The organism is Companilactobacillus musae (genome assembly GCF_003967595.1).
GTDB lineage: Bacteria > Bacillota > Bacilli > Lactobacillales > Lactobacillaceae > Companilactobacillus > Companilactobacillus musae.
This window is the reverse complement of sequence record NZ_BIFW01000001.1, coordinates 596,397-620,316: the sequence shown is the minus strand read 5'-3', so window position 1 is coordinate 620,316 and position 23,920 is coordinate 596,397. Positions and strand designations below refer to the sequence as shown.

Genomic DNA, 23,920 nt, shown 5'->3' with positions numbered 1-23,920 from the left:
GGAGGGATTTTCATGCCTAAACAAAAGACACACCGCGCATCAGCAAAGAGATTTAAGAAAACTGCTAATGGTGGTTGGAAGAGAATGCATGCTTACACAAGTCACCGTTTCCACGGTAAGACAAAGAAGCAACGTCGCCAATTGGCTAAGCCAGGTATGGTAAACGCAAGTGATATGAAACGTATCAAACAAATGTTAGCTACATACTAATTTAGCTAATCACTTAAATATTTATTTTCGTAAATTAAAGGAGGAGTCATTATGCCACGTGTAAAAGGTGGAACAGTAACTCGCAAACGTCGTAAAAAGGTTTTAAAATTAGCTAAAGGATATCGTGGTTCAAAACATATCACTTTTAAAGCAGCTCATACTCAAATCATGGTTTCATACCGTTATGCATTCCGTGATCGTCGCCAAGTTAAACGCGACTTCCGTAAGATCTGGATTGCCAGAATCAATGCTGCTGCAAGAATGAATGAAATCAGTTACAGCAAATTAATGCATGGTTTGAAGTTAGCTAATGTTGACATTAACCGTAAGATGTTGGCTCAAATTGCTATTGAAGATCCAAAAGCATTCACAAGTTTAGTAGATACAGCTAAGAAAGCTTTAGCTTAATTTTAAAAACGTAATTTGGATAAACCCAAATTACGTTTTTTTACTAATTTAGCAAAGATGAGGATTAAATTATGTTTAAACCGTATATTATGCTTGATAAAATCACGGATATTGATGTTGAATCACTTAAAAACCTCAATATTACTACGATCATGACGGATTTGGATAATACTCTTTTGCCATGGAATAGTAATGAATATGATTTATCACTACGTAAATGGCTTAATCAAATGGCCCAAAATGATATCGAAGTTATGATCGTTTCAAATAATAGTTATGAACGAGTGGAAAAGGCCGTCAGAGATTTGCCAGTCAGCATTGTGGCTCGTGCAGTTAAACCTTTGCCATTTGTGATCATGAATCATATTAGAGAAGAAAATATTGATCCTGAACAAGTTTTGTTTGTTGGTGATCAAGTTATGACCGATGTTTTGGCAGGAAATATGGCACAATTAAAAACAGTTTTAGTTAAACCGTTAGTCAATACTGATGCTAAAAAAACTCGTGTCAATAGATTTTTTGAGCGTCCTATTCTGAAAGCAATGCAAATGCGTGATAAAAATTTATATTGGAAGGATTCATTAAATGACAGAAAATGATGAAAAATTGTACTGCATGGGATGCGGTGCTGAGATTCAAACAGAAGACAAAGATAAACCAGGATACGTTCAAACATCAACTTTGAAGAAATATCTTGAAGATGATGGCGATGAAAATAAAGAACTCTTTTGTAAGAGATGTTTTAGATTACGTAATTACAACGAAATTACGGATGTGGATGTTTCTGACGATGATTTCTTAAAATTATTAGATTCAATCTCTGATAAAGATGCTCTAGTCGTGAATGTGGTTGATATTTTTGACTACGAAGGTAGTGTAATTCCAGGTTTACAAAGATTTGTTGGTGACAAGAAGATTTTAGTCGTTGGTAATAAGGTTGATTTATTGCCAAATTCAGTTAATCAAAACCGTCTTTTGAACTGGTTACAACAAAAGAGTAAGGAAAATGGTATCAAATCAGTTGATCAAATTATGGTTTCAGCTGTTAAGGGAACTAATGTTGATGAATTGATGGATATGATTGAAAAGTATCGTGATGGCAAAGATGTTTATGTCGTTGGAACAACTAATACTGGTAAATCAACTTTGATCAATCGAATTATTAGTTCTCATTCTGATATTAAAGATTTGATTACGACTTCAAGATTCCCTGGAACTACTTTGGATCAAATTGATATTCCTCTAGATGATGGTCATTATTTAATTGACACACCTGGTATTATTCATCGTTATCAATTAGCTCATTTTCTGAATGCTCAAGATTTAAAAACAGTTACACCTAAAAAGCCATTGCGTCCAGCAACATTCCAATTACGTGATGAACAGACGATTTTTGTGGCCGGTTTGGCTCGTTTCGATTTCTTAGATTATAAGACTAACGTTACTTTCTATGTTAATCAGGGATTACCATTACATAGAACTAAGACAAGTAATGCTGACGAATTTTATAAGAATCATTTAGGTGACATTTTGACACCACCAACTGATGTCAGAGAATTTCCTAAATTCAAGAGTCAAATTTTTTCAGCTCATGAAAAATCAGATATTGTTATTTACGGTTTAGGTTGGTTAACAATTCCTGCTGGTTCTAAGGTGAAAGCCTATGTACCTGATGGAGTTCATGTTTCGATCCGTAATGCAATTATTTAAGGAGAATTAAATGATAATTAAAGGAAAAAAGAACCGTTACTTGAGAAGTCAGGCAGCTACCATGAAGCCAGTTCTACAAATTGGTCGTGAAGGTATCACTGAAAATCTTTTGAATCAATTAGAAATTTTGATTGAAAAAAATGAATTGATCAAAATTTCATTATTGCAAAATACAGCGGTTGAACCACAAGATGTAATTGATGCTTTGAATGAGTTCGATGAACAAATCGTTCCTATTCAAACAATTGGTTCAAAGATGGTCTTGTATAAAAAGGCTTCTAAAATTAAAAATCGTAAATACTCAATCGAGTTAGAGAATATTTAAATTTAAGTGATGAAGATATGAATACTCAAAAACAATTATTAACTAAAGCAAAATTAGAGTTTCATAGTAATTTGCCTAAAAGACATGTCGGAATTCTAGGTGGAACTTTCAACCCAATACATTTAGGACATTTGGTAATTGCAGAACAGGTCTATGAGCAGTTATGCCTTGATAAAGTTCTGTTCTTACCAGATAAAATTCCACCTCATCGTGGAGTAAAAAAAACTATGCCCGACATTGCGAGTGACGATCGAATTGAGATGATCAAATTAGCCATTAGAGATAATATGCATTTTGATTTAGATTTGACTGATATTAGACGCGGTGGAATAAGCTATACGTATGAAACAATTAAATTGCTAAAGGATCTCAATCCTAATACTGAATATTATTTCATCGTTGGTGGCGATATGGTTGAAAACTTGCCTAAGTGGGCTCATATTGATGAATTGATTCAAATGATTCATTTTGTTGGTGTGTGTCGAAAGGGTTTTGAGAAAAAATCGAAATATCCTATACTTTGGGTAAATACTCCTGAATTAGAAATTAGTTCAAGTATGATACGCCAGCGAATTCAAAAGGGACAGTCGATCAAGTATCTAGTTCCTGATGATGTCGCTTGGTATATAAAGGATAGGGGACTTTATAATGACTGATTTTAATTATGATCGAATTAAAAGCGATTTGAATCGTGATGAAATTTTGAACAGAATGCATGACACTTTAAGCGATTTCCGTTACACTCATTGTTTACGAGTCGAAAAAGTTTGTCGTGGATTGGCTGCCGAATATGATGGTGATGTAGAACGTGCGGGCTTGGCCGGTTTGTTACATGATTATGCTAAAGAACGCAGTGATCAAGAATTTATTGATGTAATTAAAAATAAGAATTTAGACCCTGAGTTATTGAAATATAATAATGCTATTTGGCACGGAATCGTTGGTGCTGAAATTATTAAAGATGAATTGGGTATTTATGATGAAGATGTTTTAAACGCTGTTAGAAGACATACTGTTGGTGCTACTAAGATGACACAGGTTGATAAGTGCGTGTTTGTTGGAGATTTCATTGAACCTCAAAGAGATTTTCCAGGAATAAAAGAAGCTCGTAAATATGCAGAGAAGTCTTTGGATGCGGCGGTAGCATTTGAATTAAAGCATTCTGTACAACACTTAGTAACAAAAAATAGAGCAATCTATCCAGCAACATTTGTAAGTTACAATTACTGGATCAAAAAAGGAGAATTATAATTTGGACTCAAAAAAAATAATGGAAATCGCTGTTAAAGCAGCTGATGAAAAACATGCTAATGATATTAAAGTTTTAAATATCAGTGAAGTAAGTATTATGGCTGATTACTTTGTTATCATGGATGCATCATCACAACGTCAAGTAGACGCTATCGTACAATCAGTTTTGGATAAAGCTGGCGAAAATAATGTTGAAATTGGTCACGTTGAAGGAAATCGTAACTCTGATTGGGTATTGATCGATCTTCACGATGTTATTATCCATGTCTTTACATCAGAACAACGTGATTTTTACAATCTTGAAAAGCTTTGGGCAAATGCAACTGAAGTTGATATTTCAGACTTGGTAACTGAATAATGATTTATAACTCATTTGCGCGAGTTTATAGTGAATTGATGGATGATTCTCTTTATGCAAAATGGGCGCAATACGTTGAAAATCAGGTTACTGATAAATCAAAAAGTTTGTTAGATGTTGCCTGTGGTACAGGTGATCTGACAATACTTTTGGCTGATAAATTTCAAGTCACTGGAACTGATTTATCAGAAGAAATGTTAAAAATAGCGGCTGAAAAGGCACAAAAGGCGCATCGACAAATTTCTTTCATTCAGAGTAATATGATGGATCTTTTTGAATTTGACAAGTTTGATGTGATTACTTGTTTTGACGATTCAATTTGTTACTTGAAAAATGAAGATGAGTTAGGAATTGCCTTTAATCAAGCTTTTGAACATTTGAACGAAGGTGGAAAGTATTTATTTGATGCTCATTCACTTTATCAAATGGACGAAGTATTTCCTGGATATATGTTCAATCATCGAACTGAGGATTCAGCTTTTATGTGGAATAGTTTTGAAGGTGAATATCCTCATAGCATTGAACATGAATTGACTTTCTTTAATTGGAATGAAAAAATCAAAGGTTATTCAGTTAATACTGAATTACATAAAGAAAGAACTTATCCAATTGAAACTTTTAAGATGATCTTACAAGATATCGGATTTAAGAATATTCAAGTTAATGCCGATTTTGGAGAATCAACTGTTCAAGATGATTCAACACGTTGGTTCTTCTCAGCAGAAAAATAAAGAATTTTACTTGAGTTTGGATAAAGTGTAAGCTTGCCGTCCTCCGCAACAAGAAAATTGGGCTGGAACGTAGTGGGCACGACTTGGAGCCTCTTGGCGTTGCCAACAGTCTTCAAGCTCGGCCTTCTACTAAATCCGCAAAAATCGCGAATTAAGTAGAATTTCACTACTGAGCCCATTTTCTTGTTGCTCCGGACTAAGTTTTGCTTTGTTGATTAGTTATTTTAACAACTCAGTTAATATTAGTTGTATCTAAACTTGAGCAAGAATTAAAATAAGAGGATCTTATGACAAAAATTTATGGTTTTGTTGCCGAATTTAATCCGTTTCACAATGGTCATAAATTGTTCATTGATTCAATCAAACAAAAATATCACCCTGATGTATTAATTGCTGTTATGTCTGGCAATTTTGTTCAGCGGGGTGATTTTGCCATTTTGGATAAATGGACGCGGGCTAGAATTGCCATAGAATTAGGCGTTGATTTAGTAGTTGAGTTGCCAATGGCTTTTGCGGTTCAGCCAGCAGAGTTATTTGCCAAAGGAGCTGTGGAATTGCTGCAGCAACTAAAAATTGATACATTGGTTTTTGGAACGGAGAACCAAGTTGATTTTATGGAGATCGCTCAAAAGAGTGTCGAGGTCGATGGAAAATTTCAACAAAATTATCAAAAGAGTTCAGCTGATAATTTGACTGATTATTATGAATCATTGGGAATTGATATTGCTAAATTGCCAAATCAATTGTTAGGATTAAATTATGTCCGTCAGATTAAGAAACAAAATTTGCCAATATCAATAAAAACTATTGAGCGTCGCGGTAATTTTAGTGCTACTGAAATTAGGAGACGTCTGAAGAATAATCAGGATATAACTGAATTAGCTCCAAGTTTGACACAAGATGCTTTGACTGAGAATAATTTAGTTACGTGGGAAAATTATTTTCCTTATTTAAAATATCAAGTAGTAAATTCTTCAATAACTGAATTGCAACAAATCTATCAGATGGTTGAAGGATTAGAGTATAAATTAAAAAAAGAGATTACGACGAGTAATAGCTTTGTTCAATTTGTTGAACAAATTAAGTCAAAACGCTATACTATGGCACGACTCAGGCGGCTGATGATTTATACTTTGCTGAATGTTAAAGAGTCGGAAATTAATTATGTCTATAAAAATCCTTATTTAAGAATTCTAGGATTCAATGATATCGGTCAAAAATATTTAAATTCTTTGAAAAAACAAGATTTGTATTTATTGACTAGAATAGGAAAAAAAGAAGCAAAAACACTTGATTTAGAGATAAAGGCGGATCGAATTCGTCAGTTGTTAACAAATCAAGAAGAAAATTTTGGAAAAATACCTTATATGAAAGGGGTACATTAATGCTAAATTGGGATGTTCAAGATGTTCGTCGTTACAAAGACAAACCTTTTGAATTTGAGGAAAAACTCGATTTAACTAAAGAACTAAAGTCACGCTCAGAGGATGTTCTAGAAGCAACACCAGTTGAAATCAAAGGACAACTCTTCAATGACAATGGTTTAGTTATTTCAGATGTAAAAGTTAAGACAACTTTGAAGGTACCATCAACACGAAGTCTATTACCAGTTGAATTTCCAGTCGATATCAGAATCAACGAGGCTTATAACGTTGAGAATGTTGAAGCGGAGGATCTGGAAGATTACAATATCGTTATTCCAATCGACGATGATAATCCAACAATTAATATTTATGAATCAGTTATTGATAATATTTTGCTAAGCATTCCTTCAAAAATTCTAACGAAGAAAGAAGAACAAGATAATATCATGCCTTCAGGAAAGAATTGGGAAGTTATTTCTGAAGAAGACTTCAAGAAGCAAAAAGAAGAGGAACATGTTAACCCTGAATTTGCAAAATTAAAAAATTTATTTAAAGATAATAGTGATAAGGAGTAGTTTTTATATACTCCTTTTTTATTTTTTTGTTAAGATGATAATGTGAACAAAAATCGGAGGTAATTATTATAATGGCAAAACCACAAATTGGTGTTATCGGTATGGCGGTTATGGGTAAGAATCTTGCCCTAAACATTGAGAGTCGTGGATATGAAGTTGCTATCTATAACCGTACAGGTTCAAAGACTAAAGCAGTTGTAGAAGAGCATCCAGAAAAGAAATTAGTACCAAGTTATACAATTGAGGACTTTGTAAACTCACTAGAAAAACCTCGTCGTATTTTGATGATGGTTAAAGCTGGTGCAGGTACAGATGCTGTTATTAATCAATTGTTGCCTTTACTTGATAAAGGTGATGTTTTGATCGATGGTGGTAATACATTCTTTGAGGATACTATCAAACGTAGTGAACTTTTGGACAAGTCAGGAATCAACTTTATTGGAATGGGTGTTTCTGGTGGTGAACTAGGTGCACTTCAAGGTCCTTCATTGATGCCTGGTGGTCAAAAGGAAGCCTATGATTTAGTTGCTCCTATTTTGGAACAAATTTCAGCCAAGGCTGACGAAGATGGTGCACCATGTGTTACATATATTGGACCAAATGGTGCTGGTCACTATGTAAAGATGGTTCATAATGGTATCGAATATGGTGACATGGAATTGATCTCTGAAAGTTATAATTTGCTAAAGCATCTATTTAACAATGATGTTAATAAGATTGCTGAAGTATTCCAAGACTGGAATAAAGGTGAACTTTCAAGTTACTTGATCGACATTACATCAAAGATTATGACTAGAAAAGATGACGAAGGTTCAGATGACTATATCGTCAATAAGATCATGGATAAAGCTGGTAACAAGGGTACTGGTAAGTGGAGTTCACAAAGTGCTCTAGAACTTGGTGTTCCACAATCATTGATTACAGAATCAGTATATTCACGTTACGTTTCAGCCTATAAAGACGAACGTGTTAAGGCAAGCAAAGTATTACCTGCACCTGACACAAAGCCAGTTGTAAAAGATGTTGATGAATTAGTAAGCAAAATTCGCAAAGCTTTGTACTTCAGTAAGATTATCAGTTACGCTCAAGGATTTGCTCAAATGAAATCAGCTTCAGATCACTATGATTGGGATCTAAATTATGGTAAGATTGCTCAAATCTGGCGTGCCGGTTGTATCATTCGTGCTCAATTCCTACAAAAGATCACTGATGCATATGATGAAGAACCAAAACTAGATAACTTACTATTGAACGATTACTTCAAGGGTATCGTTAAAGAATATCAATCAGATGTTCGTGATGTTGTAAGCTTTGCCGTTCAAGCAGGTATTCCTGTTTCAGGTTTCATGGCAGCTATTTCATATTACGATCAATATCGTTCAGAAGTATTGCCAGCTAACTTGATTCAAGCTCAAAGAGATTACTTTGGTGCTCATACATATGAAAGAAATGATAAACCAGGTATTTTCCACTATACATGGTATGAAGAACAATAATTTTTATTTTGAATTGTATGTTCTATGAAGAAAGTCGATTGGCCCGAAGAGGTCAGTCGACTTTTCTTATGTGTTAATTGAAGGATGTTGTTTTAAAAGATGCCGTCCTCCGCAACAAGAAAATTTGGCTGGAACGTAGTGGGCACGAATTTGAACCGATTGAAATTCACAATCGTTTCAAATCTCGGCCTTCTACTAATCTCGCGTTGCGAGCTAAGTAGAATTTCACTACTGAGCCAATTTTCTTGTTGTTCCGGACTAGTTTTTCTGTATTTAGACTTGTCGACTAAACTTGCGGTAATCTGTAATATTTTATTTCCGATTAATAAGTAAATTATTGCAGTTGAGGTTTAATTGGGGTTCTGTAAATACTGGTAGCTTGAAATATAACGGTAATGAGAAAAAATAGTCCAATCCAATCGAATTGGCTGTGGAGAACGGCATATTTGAAAACCAAAAAATAACCCAGATAATACCAATTAAAAAAATAAAAATAAAAGCTTGTCTTCTTTTAATTTTTGCTATATGTTAAAATCATTAGTGCATTGCCAAAAGAGTGACACATTTTAATTAATGATTAAGCTATAATTAAAGATAATTTAATATTTTATGTATAGGAGATACGTATGGCTAAAATACTTGTTATTGAAGACGAAGAGAATATGGCAAAATTCGTTCAACTCGAACTTCAACATGAGAATTATGAAGTAACAGTTGAACGTGATGGTAGAACCGGCCTCGATGCAGCTTTATCTGAAGATTGGGATTTAATCCTACTTGATTTAATGTTGCCCGAATTAAACGGTATCGAAGTTTGCCGTCGTATTCGTCAAGAGAAAAATACCCCAATTATTATGATGACTGCACGTGATTCAATAATTGATCGTGTATCTGGCTTAGACCATGGTGCTGATGATTACATCGTTAAACCATTTGCAATCGAAGAATTGCTTGCTAGAATCCGAGCTTTGTTAAGACGAATTGACTTGGACATTGATGTGACTAGAAATAATGATCAAGTACTTAAGTATAAGAACTTGGTTATTGATAAGACTACTCAAACATTGAAGCGTAATGGTGAAGTCATTGACTTAACTCGTCGTGAATATGATTTGTTGAGTGCTTTAATGGAAAACGTTGGAACTGTTTTGAGTCGTGATGATTTGTTAGAGCGTGTCTGGGGAACAGGTTCTTCAACAGAAACTAACGTAGTTGATGTTTATATCAAATATCTTAGAAATAAGATCGATCGAGCTGGCGCACCTAGTTATATTTCAACCGTTCGTGGTAAAGGATACGTGATGCGTCGATGAGAATTTCTATTAGATTTAAATGGACGGCTTTAATTTCGATTGTTATTTTGATGGCTTATGTCTTTGTAGGCGTATTAGCAATGAGAACCGTTCAAAGTGTAGCTTCTGTTACAGAAATTCATCATTTTACAACCAAATTGATTATTGGTGGAATCGTTGTTTTTATTTTAGGTGTATTATTGAGCTTTTGCGCAGTCACGATGGTTTTGAATGATTTAAAAAAAATCAATCAAACTATTGATGATTTAAATAAAAAGCCTGATTCTGATTCTAGAATTAAATTACGTAAAAGAAATGACGAAGTTTATGATTTAACTGTCAATATCAATAAAATGCTAGATCGAATGCAAGCATACACTAATCAACAAAAAGAATTTGTTGAGGATGTTTCGCATGAATTACGAACACCAGTTGCAGTATTGGAAGGTCATTTGAGTATGTTGCAACGTTGGGGTAAAGACGACCCTGAGGTGTTAAATGACTCGATTAAGTCTTCATTGCAAGAGTTAAAGCGAATGCAATCCTTGATTCAAGAGATGCTAGACCTTACACGTGTTGAACAGATCGACAGTGCATATTTGGAACAGACAACTGAGGTTAAGCCGTTATTTACGCAAGTTTATAATGACTTTAAGATGTTACATCCAGATTTTGTGATCAATTTCGATGACGATATCCGCGAGGGTAGTGAAGTTAAGATTTATCGTAATCACTTGGAGCAAGTGTTAGTTATATTATTAGATAATGCCTTTAAATATTCAGCTGATCGTAAAGAAATTAACTTGGCTGCTTCGACAAACTCAGCTTTATTGGAAGTGGTTGTCCAAGATTATGGTCTAGGAATCGCTAAAAACGACCTGAAACGAGTCTTTAATAGATTTTATAGAGTTGACAAGGCTCGTTCTAGAAAGCGTGGAGGAAACGGTTTAGGCCTTTCTATCGCTAAAAGATTAATTGAAATCTATCATGGTAGTTTGGAAGTAGAAAGTGTTGTTGGCTCAGGAACGGTTTTCAAGATTGAATTACCTTTGGTCCAACCAAGTACTGAAGAAGAACAAACTGAAAAAGATAATGATAAAACTGAAAAGTAACCTTGAATTTTGAAGGTTGCTTTTTTTATTTTATTAAGGAAAAGCTTTTGACAAAGGTATATCATAATAATCATCGGGGGGAAGACAATGAGAAAAAGGGGATTGATCATTGCCGTTTTAGGGTTGTTGTTCTTCGTCGTTGGTTGTAATAAGGTAACCAATAACAAGGCAACAACTAAAGATGCAACTGAAACGACAGTTAAAAGAGTAGAGTACTCAAAGCTTAGCCAATCAGAAAAAAATGAAATGACTTTTGCTTTTAGTCAAGTGACATCAGAGAATAATTTAATAGCTATTGATTTGAAGGTTGTTAATCGAACTAGTAAGGATATCCAATTTTCAGGAGATAAATTTGTTTTAACACATGCAAAAAAATCAGATGTTATATCAGTCAATGATAATTTCATCGTTAAATCCAATAGTACTAAAGTAATAAAGCATTTATTTGAAGATATTGATGGGACAGATTTTCAAACAATTGGCTTGTATTACTATAAGAATCTGCAGAATAGATTGGCTTATAGTGAATTAAATAAGACGGTTTCTAAGTCTACCAATTTAAAAGATGATAATTTACAAAGGGAATATCAATCGACTAAGAAGAAAAAGAAATCTGTTGATAATTCTAGGAATAATGAAAAAGAATCTTCCGACGATTCCGAAGAAAATAATAAACCAAAAGTGAAAATACCAGTGGGACCAATTTATAATGGTCAAATGGCAATTGCCTTGGTTGAAAGTCAAAATGATCCAGTTCCAGATGGAGTTCAATATTGTACTATGGGTAGTGGTACAGATAATGGACCATTTGGTACTTATAATGGTCAAAGTGTTTATTGGGTACGTTTGTTCCGTAGAACTACGACTGGAGTGGTTTATTTGGATGATTGGACAGTTTTTCAAGATCGAACTATTATTCACAGAGCACCTCAAAATTTGAATCCTGATAGATCAGAGGAACCTGACAATAATTCAGTAGACGCTGATTCAAATCAACCTGATATCAGTGAAAGTGAAGATGTTCCAGATAGTGGACAGTAAAAAAGCAACTAACTTTAAACGGTTAGTTGCTTTTTTTATTGGTTATTTTATTATTTGTCCATTAGATTTAGCTTCTTTAACAAGATCATCTGGAAATTTAATATTTAATTTTTTTGCCATTTTTTCGTTGAGCATTAAGTGTCCCTTAGCAACTACAGTCACTGGAGTTGTGGCGGGGGTTTCTTTGCCTTTCAAAACGTTAACGACATGTTGACCGGTCTTTTGACCCAATTCATATTGACTAATACCATCAGTAGCTAAACCACCATCTTTGACCATGGTTGTAGCAGCAGGGAAAACAGCGATATTCTTTTTAGCGGCAATAGATGATAATAGCTTCATTCCAGATGCAACAGTGTTATCAGTTGGAACATAGATGGTTTGAACTTCATTAGCTAAAGCTGTACCAACCTGTTGAATATCGTTAACTGAGCTGATACTGGAAACTTTAACGTTGATACCATCTTTTTTTGCTAGTGTTACCATATCCTTCATTTGACTGGCAGAAGGGGCATCGCTTGATGTGTAAATAATTCCGAGTGTTTTTAAATTAGGGATGACTTTTTCCATTAGTTTTAGTTGATCTTTTAAAGGTGCCTGACCCGAAACACCAGTTACATTGCCACCAGGTTTTTTTTCACTTTTGACAAGTCCAGAACCAGCAGGATCGGTGATTCCTCCAAGAATGATTGGCGTCGTTTTGGTAGCGTTCATCAATGATTGAACAGCAGGAGTAGCGATTCCTACAGCAACATCGACATTATCTTGTACAAATTGTTTACTGATAGTTCTTAAATTACTTTGATCCCCTTGAGCATTTTGAAATTCAATTTCAATATTCTTTCCGTCTACATAACCATTCTTTTTCAAAGTATCGTTGATTCCTTGGTGAATTTGGTCCAAAGCTGGATGGGACATTAATTGCAAGATGCCGACTTTAGGAATTTCAGTTTGTTTCTGGGCATCAGCTCGACCGGTATAGAAGTAGGCTCCAATTAAAATAAGTGCAAATGCTACTAAAGTAGCAATAGTTGTATAAAGTTTCTTTGATTTTTTCATCATGATTATTCCCCCAAATAAAAAAGACGACCCCAGAATTTTTGTGGGATCGTCTACAATAAAATACCCACATGGTTAATTTTTTAAAAAATTTTCCATGTGGGCTTTAAATTTTTGATAGTTTAATAAGCCGACACGGATACAATCCATTTTCAGATTGTATCCATCTCGGATCAATCTGAGTTATCGGCTTTGCCAACGAATATTCACGATGTTTAGAGAATTGATGTTTTTCATAATATTATCTCCTAACAAAATTGATGTCTAAAATATATTTCATAAATCGTACTTTGTCAATTAAAATTTTATAATTTGTTACTAATTTGAATTCGTTAAAATAAAGCTCTAATGAAAGAATAAATTAGAAAGTAAATAAAAAATCCTCATGTGACAACCATTTTTAGCCTGGCCATCACATGAAGATTTTTTAGTCCTTATCGTTATGATTCTGTTTACCCTTATTGAGTTCACGAATGTTTTTATGTAATTCTTTAGTTTCTGCCTTAACTGTAGGATCTGCAGTAGTGGTAGAAGTAGAACCGTTGTCAGTACCTGAACCATTGAGAATATCGTCAATCATTTCTTGAGTAACAACGATCTTAACTGGGTTCTTAGCTAATTCCTCATCAGTTCTCTTTTTGATCTTAGGAGTAACAATATAGTTTGTAATCAACTGTTGAATTACAATTACAATACCACCAACTAAGAAGTAAAGAGCTAGAGCAGCAGTTGAAATCAATGAAATGAAGAATGTCATCATAGGACTCATGAGTAACATTGCTTGCATTTGCTTTCTTTGTTCTTGAGGAACGATTTGAAGTGACATCCAACCTTGTAAGAGATAGAACAAAGTAGCGATGATAGCAATCAACATACTTGGTTTTCCTAATGGAATTGAAAGGAAAGTAGCGGCACCAATTTGTTTAGAATATTGCACCGCTTGATAAATACCAATCAAGATAGGCATTTGTAGTAATAATGGTAAGCAACCCATACCACCAGTCAAACTCAAGTTATTTTGTTTGTAGACATCCATCATCATACCGCTGATTTTTTGTTGAGCAGCAGGATCTTTGGCTTTCTTTTGTGCATTTTGAATTAATTTCAATTGTGGTTGAATTGCACGCATTTTTTCTTGTTGTGTTGTTGATTTGTATTGTTGATTTAATGACAATGGAACCAATACAAGACGAACAACAAAAGAAATAATTACAATTCCCCAAGCATAAGCATTAGTACCACCAACAGCTTGTGCTGTTTTCAAAATCAAATTTTGGAAAGGAATTCCTAGCCATTTATAGATAAATCCATATGGCCCACTAGTAGGAGCATGTAAGTTAGTTGAGCCTTGTGCACACCCCGTCAAAACTAGTGTCAGTACTAAGACTAATGACAGCACTGATAGATATTTGACGTATTTTTTATTCACTTAATAAACCACCCTTTTAATCGTATACAAAGTAATATACGTTAACTCATTTGACGTTTCAACCAATCACAGTGAATTTCTTGTAATGTTGTAAGTCGTCAGAAAAATTATAGTCCATTTTGGTTACTTTTCCAAAGGGTGATGGTGAAGATTTGACCCGATTTAGGAAAATATAAAGAGTTTTTTGTTCCCCTTCGGCTTCAATGGATACTGAACCATCGAGTTCGTTTTGAACTGTGCCAGTAACCCCTAAATCTTGCGCTACTTGAAAAGTAGAATAACGAAACCCCACCCCTTGAACCAAACCGTCTACGTTTATAGAAAGATGTTTCACAACTGATCACCTCAGATCTTTGAATGTGTTAATATCTATATTATAGAACAAGAGGGATGGATCATATGAAATATATCGAGTCTAAGAAGAATGACGAAATTAAACAATTAAAGAAGTTATCAGCTACGAAGAATATTCGTAAGACTGGAACATACATGGTCGAAGGTTTTCATTTAGTCCGTGAAGCTGATCAATATGAACAAAAATTTGAAAAATTATTGGTTACTGAAAAGTATCAAGACGATCGTTTAGTTAAAAAGTACTATGACATTGCTACAACAATTTCTGAAGACGTTGCTAAAGAATTATCTGAAACAAAAACTCCTCAAGGAATTTTTGCAGTTTTAAAAGTTCAAGATAGTGATGATTTGACAGACTTTTCCGGAAAATGGGTCATGCTAGATGACGTTCAAGACCCTGGAAACGTTGGAACAATTGTTAGAACTGCTGATGCAGCAGGTTATGATGGCGTAATTACCAGTCTTGACACAGCTGATTTTTATCAACCTAAGGTGCAACGTTCAATGCAAGGTAGTCAATTCCATTTGCCAATTTATCGTATGGATATCAACAAGGCAATTGCAATGGCTAAGCAATCTGATTTATTGATTTATGGTTCAGAAGTTAATGCACAAGCTAAGCCATATACTAAATTGTCTAAAGAAGATAATTTTGCCTTGATTATGGGTAATGAAGCCCATGGTGTAACTAAAGAGGTCTTGAGTGAAACGGATGAAAATATTTATATTCCGATTTTAGGAAAAGCTGAATCACTTAATGTAGCGGTTGCAGCCGGCGTCTTAATGTACGGATTACAAACACTATAAGACTTGCGAAACTTTTTAGTTTTTGTATAATCATCTATATAAAATAATATTTAAACTTTGAAGAAAAATAGTAGTTGTGGAATTTATGACAGGAAGAGCCATTGACTGAGAAAGGCTTAATAAATGAAACAGTGAATTCACTTTCTGAGTTATTAGTTGGTCACTATATAACCGCTTGAGTGCATGTTTTTGACATGAACTAGGGTGGTACCGCGAGTCCTCGTCCCTTATTTGGGATGGGGATTCTTTTTTTTCTGGTCTCAATTTGGGTTTTATATCAACAATTAAAGGATGTCGTCGTTCACGAAACCTCTGTGGATACTGACTTTGTTCGTAACAGGTAATACTAGTCTGGAGCAACAAAGAAAATGGGCTCAGTAGTGAAATTTTTCTTAGTGACAAAGTCACTTAGAAAAAGGTCGAGATGTGAAACAATTGTGAATTTCAATTGGTTCAAATTCGTGCTCACTACGTTCTGGCCTAATTTTCTTTGTTGCGGAGGACGGCATATTTTAAAGAAAAAATACAAAGAGAAATAAACTATAACAATTTTCTGCAAACAGGAGGAAGCAATCAATGTCATTAAATGATACGTTGAAGAACTTAAGAGAAAATGGTATCGATGAAGCCAAACGTGCACAAAGACTTCAAGAATTGAATGACCTAAGAGTTAATCTTCTAGGTAAAAAGGGACCAATTACTAAAGCACTTAGAGGAATGAAAGATGTTCCCGCAGAACAACGTCCTGAAATCGGTACTTTGGCTAACAATGTTAAGAAAGATATTCAAGCTGCCATTGAAGAAAAAATGTCAGAATTGAATCAAAAATTAGTTGCCAAAAAGCTAGAAGAAGAAACAATTGATGTAACTTTACCAGCTACTAAACAAACGCAAGGTACTAAACATATCTTGAATCAAACAATTGAAGACATTGAGCAATTCTTTATTGGTTTGGGTTATGAAGTTGCTGGTGGTTATGAAGTTGAGGAAGACCATTACAACTTTGAAAGATTAAATATCCCTAAGGATCACCCAGCTCGTGATATGCAGGATACTTTTTATTTGTCAGATGAATTATTAATGAGAACTCAGACATCTGCTCAAGAAGGTCGTGACATGGAAGCCCATGACTTTACTAAGGGACCTTTGAAAATGATCTCACCCGGTGTTGTTTATCGCCGTGATGATGATGATGCTACTCACTCTCATCAATTCCATCAAATCGAAGGATTGGTTGTTGACAAAAATATTAGTATGGCCGATTTAAAGGGTACTTTAGATGCTTTATGTCGTCATGTCTTTGGACCAGATCGTGAGATTCGTTTCCGTCCAAGTTACTTCCCATTTACTGAGCCATCAGTTGAAGTAGACGTTTCTTGCTTTAACTGTGGTGGTGAAGGTTGTCGCATTTGTAAATATACTGGTTGGATCGAAGTTCTAGGTGCTGGTTTAACACATCCTAATGTTTTGAAGATGTCAGGAATTGATCCTAACGAATACAGTGGTATGGCTTTTGGCCTTGGACCAGAACGTTTTGCAATGCTTAAATACGGAATTAACGATATTCGTGATTTCTACTTAAACGATGTTAGATTCCTAGAACAATTCAAAGGAGTAAATTAAGATAATGAAGATTTCTGTTAATTGGTTAAAAGAATATATTCCCGTCGACCATACAGTCGAAGAGATGGCTAATAAGATTTCACTAACTGGGATCGAATCTGGTCCTGTTAAATTGGGAGAGGAACTAACTAACTTAGTTGTTGGTCATATTACAAGTATAAAATCACATCCTGACTCAGATCATTTAAAGGTTTGCCAAGTTGATGTTGGCGAATCAGAAGACATTCAGATTGTCTGTGGTGCTCCTAATGTAGCAGTTGATCAATATGTCATCGTAGCCTTACATGGTGCCCATCTTCCTAATGGTGTTCGTATTAAGCGTGGAAAATTACGTGGTCAAGAATCAAATGGTATGATCTGTGGTCTTGATGAAGTAGGAGTCCCTGCCAAATATATGCCAGAAGAATTTGAAAATGGTATTTATGTCTTTGATCAACCTCAAAAACCAGGTGTTGAAGTGTATGATTTACTTGGTTTAAAGGAACAAATGATTGATATTGATATCACACCTAATCGTGCTGATACTTTAGGGATGCACGGTGCCGCTTGGGAAATTGGTGCTACTTACAATGAAAAACCAACTTTCAAAAAGCCAGAATTGGATGATTCTAAAGTAAAAGATTTAACAGATATAGATGTCACCGTTGATGCTAAAGATTTAGTTCCTGACTATTTAGTTCGCGAATTAAAAGATATCAAAGTTACTAAGAGTCCACTTTGGATGCAAAGAAGATTGTGGAATCAAAACATTCGTCCAGTTAACAGCGTAGTTGATGCTACGAATTATGTAATGATCGAATACGGCCAACCTGTCCAAGCTTATGATTTGGATAAGTTGAATCAAAGTTTGACGGTTAAGTTAGCTAATGCTGGCGATAAATTGAATTTAGCCGATGATGTTGAAAAGACCTTAACTGCTAATGACTTAGTAGTAACTTCAGGTGATAAGATTTTGGGCTTAGCCGGTATTATTAATGGACCAGAGGCCACAGTTGATGAAAACACTAAGAATGTTGTACTTGAAGCTGGTGTTTTTGATGGTGCCTCTGTTCGTAAGACAGCTCAAAGACATGATTTACGTGATGATGCTTCAAATCGCTTTGAAAAGGGTGTTGATAACGGCATCGTTGAAGAAGCTTTAACAAGAGCAACTCAATTAGTTGATCAAATTTCACCTGCTCAAGAGATTTCACAGACAATTGTTGGTAATTTTACTAAAGCAGAACCAACTGTAATCAAAGGTAGTATTGACCATATTAATCATCTGATGGGCTTAGATCTCTCGGCAGATGAAATTGTTGGAATTTTTGATCGTCTTGGATTTACAAGTGAACTAAATGGTGATGCGGTAACTGTAACTATTCCTACTCGTCGTTGGGATATGGGTATTGAAGCTGACTTGGTTGAAGAAGTTAACCGTATTTATGGTTATGAGAACTTGCCAAATACTTTGCCAGCGGGTATGGAAACTCGTGGTGGTTATAGTGCAAAACGTGAATTAAGTAATAAATTACGTGATATCTTATTAGGTGAGGGAATGGATGAAGTAATTAATTTCTCACTTTTGAGTAAACAAGAAGTTGCTGATTTTAATGTCAATCAGACAGAATATACTAAATTGTTGCATCCAATGACTGAAGATCATGAATATTTGAGAAATAGTTTAATTCCAGGATTGGTTCGTAATGTGGCTTATAATCAAGCACGTAAGAACAATGATCTAAGTATTTTTGAACAGGCTCGTGTATTTGCTAGACCTACTGGTCAAGATCGTCCTAATGAAATACCATATATTTCTGGTGCTATTAGTGGTAACGTGGTTGAGGATTCATGGAATACTGAACCAAAGCAAGTTGATTTCTATTATGTAAAGGGAATTGTTGAAGAATTACTTTCATTTACTAATGCTGATGCTGATTTTACCTTTGTAGCAACTGATGAGTATACCAATATGCATCCTGGTCAAACAGCTAAGATTTTAGCAAATGATCAAGTTGTTGGATTTATCGGTAAGCTTCATCCTGATTATCAAAAGAAGCATAGTATTACTGATACTTTTGTTTTTGAATTGAATATTAATGCATTGTTTGGTTTGAATACTAAGAGCGTTAAAGCTCAAAGTGCTCCTAAGTATCCAGCAATTACTCGTGATTTAGCTATTTTGGTCAATAAAGACATTCAAAATAGTCAAATTATTAATGATATTTTTGTCAATGGTGGTAAGTACCTGCAAGATGTTAATATCTTTGATGTTTATGAAGGTAAGAATATCAAGCAAGATCATAAGTCACTAGGTTACCATTTGGTTTTCTTGAACCCTAATGATACTCTGACAGACGAAGAAGTAGAAAAGGCATTCTCACTTGTTAAAGACAGTTTAGTTCAAAAATTTAATGTAGAAATTAGATAATTATTCCAAAACTAATGGTATAATTCTAATAAATTAACTCGGGAGGCTGTGTCTTGAGCCAAAAGGATGAAAAAAAAGAAGCACTAAAGCAAGAATCGGATGATAAGATAAAGACTCGCGCTAAAGAACGTTCAGTAGCAAATCATATTGCTTACTGGATTGTTGGCGTGATTGCCGTTTTAGCAGTCGTTGTTGCGATTATTGGCTTCAATTATGTGAATAGTTCACTACAACCATATAATGCAAATAGTAAAAAAGAAGTTGTTGTCAAAATCCCAATAGGTTCTTCTAGTAAAGAGATTGCAAAGACTCTTGAAAAAGATAAAGTTATTAAGAGTGCAACAGTCTTTAACTTCTATACTAAGGCTCAGAACTATAATGATTTTCAGGCTGGATATTATAGGTTTAAACAATCATGGGGTGTGAGTGATGTCGTTAAGGAATTACAAAAGGGTGGGAGTGCTCAACCACCTGCAAGTAACAGTGATTCAGGCGATGCAGTTTTAGTTCGTGAGGGTATTACGATCGATCAAGTTGGGGATGCTATTCAGAGCGGTACTAAGAAGAGCTTGAAGTTTAAGAAAAAGGATTTCATGAAGTTGATGAAGGATGAATCATATATGAAACAACTTCAAAAGAAATACCCGGAATTGCTTAACTCTACAATGGCTAAAAAGAATGTCAGATACCACTTAGAGGGTTATTTGTTCCCTGCAACTTATAGTGTTTACAGTGGAATGACCTTAAAAGAGCTAGTTGATCAAATGGTTGAAAATGAAAATGAAAAATTACAACCATATTATTCAACAATTAAGTCTAAGGGCTACACGGTACAACAAGTCTTGACCATTGCTTCACTAGTTGAACGTGAAGGTCTGGATACAAAGAATCGTAAGAAGATTGCTGGGGTCTTTTATAACCGTTTAGCAATTGATATGCCTTTACAATCTGATATTTCAGTTATGTATGCTTTGAATACTCACAAGACCAAATTGACGAATAAAGATACTAGTGTGAAATCTCCTTATAACTTATATAAGAATAAGGGTTATGGACCTGGTCCATTTAATACGCCAAGTTTGGATTCAATTGAAGCAACCTTGAATCCTTCCGATAGAGATAAAGATTATCTATACTTCTTCGCTAACTTGAAGACAGGTAAGATTACATATTCAAATACTCTTGAAGAACATAACAGCAGATATGCAACCACTGGACAATAATGTATAATTAACATTTAGAACGAAAAAATGTCATCTAATCAATTTCGGTTAGGTGACATTTTGAAATTAGAATAAATAAATTTAATTTAAAAGGAAGTTATAAAAATGGCAGACAGAAGTTATCCAATGACAGCTGAAGGTAAAAAAAAGCTGGAAGAAGAATTAGAAGACTTAAAGAAGGTTAAACGTCCAGAAGTTATTAACCGTATTAAGATTGCCAGAAGTTTTGGTGACCTTTCTGAAAATTCTGAATATACATCTGCAAAGGATGAACAAAGTGTTGTTGAATCACGTATTTCACAAATTATTGAAATGCTTCAATACGCTAAAGTTATTGATGCCGATGAAGTAGCTCATGATGAAGTTTCAATTGGTAAGAAAGTTACTGTTCAAGAAGATGGTGAGGAACCTGACGTTTATACAATCGTTGGTGCTGCTGAATCAGATCCTGACAATGGCAAGATCTCAAACGATTCACCAATCGCTAAGGCGCTTCTAGGTAAGCATACTGGTGATGTTGTAACTGTTGAAACACCTGTTGGCAGCTATGAGGTAACAGTAAAAGCCGTTGAAGTTGCTTAATGTATACGTTTTCTGATATGTTTATCTTATTAAAAAATTGAGGTGGGCATCACAATGAAGATTGAAATTACTGAAAAAGCAGCAAAATGGTTCCAAGAAGAGTTGGACTTAGTACCCGGTGATGGTGTACATTTTTATGGTAAGGTCTATGGTAAAACTATGGTTCATGAAGGTTTTTCTATTGCTATGCGTAAAGAAAAACCAGTTGATCCTGTAGCCAATACTATTATTGATGGAATCAGTTATTATATTACTGATAGTGATACTTGGTTTTTTGCCAGATATGACTTATTAGTTGAATATGATAAGGATCTTGATGGACCTAAGTATATTTTTAAATCGAATGAATAATTATTCGTTTTTTTGAAGGATAAATATGAGAAGAATACTGGATATAATAAAGAAAAGAACAGGTAGTCAAGCGAAGTCTACTATTCCATTTCGTCTAAACCTGCTTTTTTTTATTGTCTTTGTTCTATTCGCAATGCTTGTTGCACAACTAGCTTATCTCCAGATCGTTTATGGTGGTAAGTTTACAGCCGAAGTTAACCGAACAGATAAGACAGTAATGACGGGCAGTGTACCACGAGGAATGATTTATGATTCTAAAGGTAGACTATTAGTTGGAAATGCGACTGCTAATGCTATTACTTATACTAAAAGTGGCAGTGTTAAATCGAGTGATATTTACACTATTGCCAATAGATTAACAAAATATATGACCGTTGAAACGGGCGATTTGACTGAACGTGACAAGGCTGATTATATTTTGGCAGCTCCAAATAAATCAACGCAAGTTCTTAAACAGATGCCTAAATCAGATCGTGTTGATTCTAATGGGGATGCATTATCATCCACTAAAATCTATGCTAATGAAGTTAAGTATATTGAAAAGCAAGGTATTCATTTAAATGATAAAGACCTTCAAAGAGCAACTTTGTTTAAAACAATGAGTTCAGCATACTCATTATCAACAGTTTTCTTGAAGGATAAGAATTTAACTGCTAAAGAAATTGCTCAAGTCAGTGAACATTTGACGGATTTGCCGGGCGTAAGTATTGGTAGTAATTGGACTCGTGATTATCCACAAGGAAAATCAATTGCCAGTATTATTGGTGGAGTTTCTACCGAGAAGCAAGGTATTCCAGATGATGAGATCAATTCGATGCTAGCTTCAGGCTATTCACGAAACGATCGTGTTGGTACTAGTTACCTAGAAAAGAATTATGAATCGATCCTTTCTGGTACTAAGAGCAAACGTCAAGTGCAAATTGGCTCTAACAATCAAATTAAAAAGAGTACTGTCCTTTATAAAGGTCAAAAGGGTGGCAATCTTAATTTGACTATAGATTCTAAGTTCCAAAAGAAGGTTCAAGCTGACCTTGAAACACAATATAATTCTGCTAAGGCCGCTGGTATTACTCAATATTCTGATGGTGCTTATGCAGTTGTTTTGAATCCTAAGACTGGTGCTGTATTAGCTATGGCTGGTATTCATAATAATCCTAAGACTGGTAAGACTTCTGAAGATGCTTTAGGTGTTATCAACAGAACCTTCGTTATGGGTTCTGCTGTCAAGGGTGCCACTGTTTTGGGTGCTTTGATGGATGGTGTTATTACACCTGAAAACAATACACAGGCTGATGATCCAATTTACTTGCCAGGTTCTCCAGTTAAGAAATCTGTTTATCCAGCCGGAACTTTCGGTAGTTTGGGTGCTGTCCAAGCTCTTCAATTTTCATCAAATATTTATATGATGAACTTAGCTATGAAGGAAGGAAATGCCAAATATATTCCAAATCAGGAATTGACAATGAATCCTAATATCTTTTCTAAGTTGCGTGGTTACTTCAATCAATTTGGATTAGGTGTTAAGACAGGAATTGATATTTCTGGTGAAACTAAGGGTATTGAAGGTTCAACTCGTACTAGTACCGGAGCTTTGAAGACAGGTTCTGCACTAGATTTGTCATACGGAAACTACGATGCCTATACTTTAATTGAAATGGCTCAATATATTTCTACGATTGCTAATGGTGGTTATCGTTTGAAACCATATGTTGTTCAATCAATTCAAAAGACAAAGGATGATGGAACAAAGGGTGCTTTGACATCTGTCACAAAACCTTCTGTCTTAAATCGTGTCGGCGTTACTCAAGATGAATTGAATGTGGTTAGAAGAGGTATGTATGCTGCAGTTCATGGTAGTGGTTACTGGACAACAGCTACAAAATTAGCTGATTTGTCACCAGCAGTGGCTGCTAAGACTGGTACAGCACAATCATTCTATTACGATCCTGATAATCCTAGTTCTGATCCTCCAGAAACTATTACAACCAGTTTAGTCAGTTTTGGACCATACGATGACCCTAATGTTGCTATGGCTATTGTATTTCCAAATCTAACAAGTGAGAACGGTAGTTATCCAAACTTACTTGCACATCAGATCTATACTGATTACTATAAAATGACAGGTCAGAAATAATTAGAATTTAACCTTTTAAAATATGCCAAAAAATGATATATTTAATTAGTTGAATTTAGTTAAGTATTATGAAAG

General features: G+C 34.7%; 25 protein-coding genes. 22 read left to right on the top strand and 3 right to left on the bottom strand.

Annotated features, from left to right (window positions below; all coding sequences use genetic code 11):
- Nucleotides 1–12: 12 nt before the first annotated feature.
- From rpmI to LAB100_RS03005, 15 genes are all read left to right on the top strand, one after another.
- Entirely contained in the window at nt 13–210 is a 198-nt protein-coding gene (gene rpmI, locus LAB100_RS03075; protein WP_057867869.1) for a 50S ribosomal protein L35, read from the top strand.
- A gap of 51 nt (nt 211–261) precedes the next feature.
- A complete protein-coding gene (gene rplT / locus LAB100_RS03070) occupies nt 262–618 on the top strand; it encodes a 50S ribosomal protein L20 (RefSeq protein ID WP_057892750.1) in 357 nt (118 codons plus the stop codon).
- A gap of 71 nt (nt 619–689) precedes the next feature.
- Nucleotides 690–1,217: a YqeG family HAD IIIA-type phosphatase gene (locus tag LAB100_RS03065; RefSeq protein WP_119325992.1), complete on the top strand. Its 528-nt coding sequence runs from the start codon at nt 690–692 to the stop codon at nt 1,215–1,217.
- Nucleotides 1,204–2,328, top strand: a complete 1,125-nt coding sequence (gene yqeH, locus LAB100_RS03060) for a ribosome biogenesis GTPase YqeH (protein ID WP_119325993.1) — start codon at nt 1,204–1,206, stop codon at nt 2,326–2,328. The genes LAB100_RS03065 and yqeH overlap by 14 nt, the downstream gene beginning before the upstream one ends.
- 10 nt (nt 2,329–2,338) lie before the next feature.
- Nucleotides 2,339–2,653: a YhbY family RNA-binding protein gene (locus tag LAB100_RS03055; RefSeq protein WP_119325994.1), complete on the top strand. Its 315-nt coding sequence runs from the start codon at nt 2,339–2,341 to the stop codon at nt 2,651–2,653.
- A gap of 17 nt (nt 2,654–2,670) precedes the next feature.
- Nucleotides 2,671–3,309 carry a nicotinate-nucleotide adenylyltransferase gene (locus LAB100_RS03050; RefSeq protein WP_119325995.1) on the top strand — a complete coding sequence of 213 codons (639 nt, stop codon included), beginning with the start codon at nt 2,671–2,673 and terminating at the stop codon, nt 3,307–3,309.
- The gene (gene yqeK, locus LAB100_RS03045) at nt 3,302–3,904 is read left to right on the top strand and encodes a bis(5'-nucleosyl)-tetraphosphatase (symmetrical) YqeK (RefSeq protein ID WP_119325996.1); all 603 of its coding nucleotides are present in this window, start codon (nt 3,302–3,304) and stop codon (nt 3,902–3,904) included. The genes LAB100_RS03050 and yqeK overlap by 8 nt, the downstream gene beginning before the upstream one ends.
- A gap of 1 nt (nt 3,905) precedes the next feature.
- Nucleotides 3,906–4,262 (top strand): ribosome silencing factor, encoded by a 357-nt coding sequence (gene rsfS / locus LAB100_RS03040; protein WP_174233487.1) that lies wholly within the window; start codon nt 3,906–3,908, stop codon nt 4,260–4,262.
- A complete protein-coding gene (locus LAB100_RS03035; RefSeq protein WP_119325997.1) occupies nt 4,262–4,993 on the top strand; it encodes a class I SAM-dependent DNA methyltransferase in 732 nt (243 codons plus the stop codon). The genes rsfS and LAB100_RS03035 overlap by 1 nt, the downstream gene beginning before the upstream one ends.
- 287 nt (nt 4,994–5,280) lie before the next feature.
- Nucleotides 5,281–6,378: a nucleotidyltransferase gene (locus tag LAB100_RS03030; RefSeq protein WP_119325998.1), complete on the top strand. Its 1,098-nt coding sequence runs from the start codon at nt 5,281–5,283 to the stop codon at nt 6,376–6,378.
- Nucleotides 6,378–6,932, top strand: a complete 555-nt coding sequence (locus LAB100_RS03025; RefSeq protein ID WP_119325999.1) for a YceD family protein — start codon at nt 6,378–6,380, stop codon at nt 6,930–6,932. Before LAB100_RS03030 ends, LAB100_RS03025 begins: the two co-directional genes overlap by 1 nt.
- Before the next feature lie 71 nt (nt 6,933–7,003).
- A complete protein-coding gene (gnd, locus tag LAB100_RS03020) occupies nt 7,004–8,428 on the top strand; it encodes an NADP-dependent phosphogluconate dehydrogenase (RefSeq protein WP_119326000.1) in 1,425 nt (474 codons plus the stop codon).
- Between the two features lie 626 nt (nt 8,429–9,054).
- A complete protein-coding gene (locus LAB100_RS03015; protein ID WP_057867881.1) occupies nt 9,055–9,741 on the top strand; it encodes a response regulator transcription factor in 687 nt (228 codons plus the stop codon).
- Complete coding sequence (locus LAB100_RS03010; protein ID WP_119326001.1) at nt 9,738–10,832, top strand: sensor histidine kinase; 1,095 nt, start codon at nt 9,738–9,740, stop codon at nt 10,830–10,832. Before LAB100_RS03015 ends, LAB100_RS03010 begins: the two co-directional genes overlap by 4 nt.
- Before the next feature lie 87 nt (nt 10,833–10,919).
- Nucleotides 10,920–11,873 (top strand): hypothetical protein, encoded by a 954-nt coding sequence (locus tag LAB100_RS03005; protein WP_119326002.1) that lies wholly within the window; start codon nt 10,920–10,922, stop codon nt 11,871–11,873.
- Between the two features lie 42 nt (nt 11,874–11,915).
- Here the strand turns inward: LAB100_RS03005 and trpX are convergent, their stop codons facing one another.
- The 3 genes from trpX to LAB100_RS02990 all read right to left on the bottom strand — a co-directional run bounded on the left by trpX (nt 11,916) and on the right by LAB100_RS02990 (nt 14,695).
- Entirely contained in the window at nt 11,916–12,932 is a 1,017-nt protein-coding gene (gene trpX / locus LAB100_RS03000) for a tryptophan ABC transporter substrate-binding protein (protein WP_119326375.1), read from the bottom strand.
- A 427-nt stretch (nt 12,933–13,359) separates the two neighbouring features.
- Nucleotides 13,360–14,361, bottom strand: a complete 1,002-nt coding sequence (yidC, locus tag LAB100_RS02995; protein ID WP_119326003.1) for a membrane protein insertase YidC — start codon at nt 14,359–14,361, stop codon at nt 13,360–13,362.
- A 58-nt stretch (nt 14,362–14,419) separates the two neighbouring features.
- A complete protein-coding gene (locus LAB100_RS02990; RefSeq protein ID WP_119326004.1) occupies nt 14,420–14,695 on the bottom strand; it encodes an acylphosphatase in 276 nt (91 codons plus the stop codon).
- 65 nt (nt 14,696–14,760) lie between these two features.
- Here LAB100_RS02990 and LAB100_RS02985 point away from each other — a divergent pair, with 65 nt between their 5' ends.
- The 7 genes from LAB100_RS02985 to LAB100_RS02955 all read left to right on the top strand — a co-directional run bounded on the left by LAB100_RS02985 (nt 14,761) and on the right by LAB100_RS02955 (nt 23,845).
- Entirely contained in the window at nt 14,761–15,522 is a 762-nt protein-coding gene (locus LAB100_RS02985; RefSeq protein ID WP_119326005.1) for a TrmH family RNA methyltransferase, read from the top strand.
- A gap of 576 nt (nt 15,523–16,098) precedes the next feature.
- The gene (gene pheS, locus LAB100_RS02980; protein WP_119326006.1) at nt 16,099–17,145 is read left to right on the top strand and encodes a phenylalanine--tRNA ligase subunit alpha; all 1,047 of its coding nucleotides are present in this window, start codon (nt 16,099–16,101) and stop codon (nt 17,143–17,145) included.
- Between the two features lie 4 nt (nt 17,146–17,149).
- Nucleotides 17,150–19,555: a phenylalanine--tRNA ligase subunit beta gene (gene pheT / locus LAB100_RS02975; protein WP_119326007.1), complete on the top strand. Its 2,406-nt coding sequence runs from the start codon at nt 17,150–17,152 to the stop codon at nt 19,553–19,555.
- Between the two features lie 53 nt (nt 19,556–19,608).
- A complete protein-coding gene (mltG, locus tag LAB100_RS02970) occupies nt 19,609–20,778 on the top strand; it encodes an endolytic transglycosylase MltG (RefSeq protein WP_119326008.1) in 1,170 nt (389 codons plus the stop codon).
- A gap of 105 nt (nt 20,779–20,883) precedes the next feature.
- A complete protein-coding gene (gene greA, locus LAB100_RS02965; protein WP_119326009.1) occupies nt 20,884–21,360 on the top strand; it encodes a transcription elongation factor GreA in 477 nt (158 codons plus the stop codon).
- A gap of 54 nt (nt 21,361–21,414) precedes the next feature.
- Nucleotides 21,415–21,711: a HesB/YadR/YfhF family protein gene (locus tag LAB100_RS02960; protein ID WP_119326010.1), complete on the top strand. Its 297-nt coding sequence runs from the start codon at nt 21,415–21,417 to the stop codon at nt 21,709–21,711.
- 37 nt (nt 21,712–21,748) lie between these two features.
- On the top strand, nt 21,749–23,845 hold the full coding sequence (locus LAB100_RS02955; RefSeq protein ID WP_371851208.1) for a peptidoglycan D,D-transpeptidase FtsI family protein: 2,097 nt from the start codon (nt 21,749–21,751) through the stop codon (nt 23,843–23,845).
- Nucleotides 23,846–23,920: the final 75 nt, after the last annotated feature.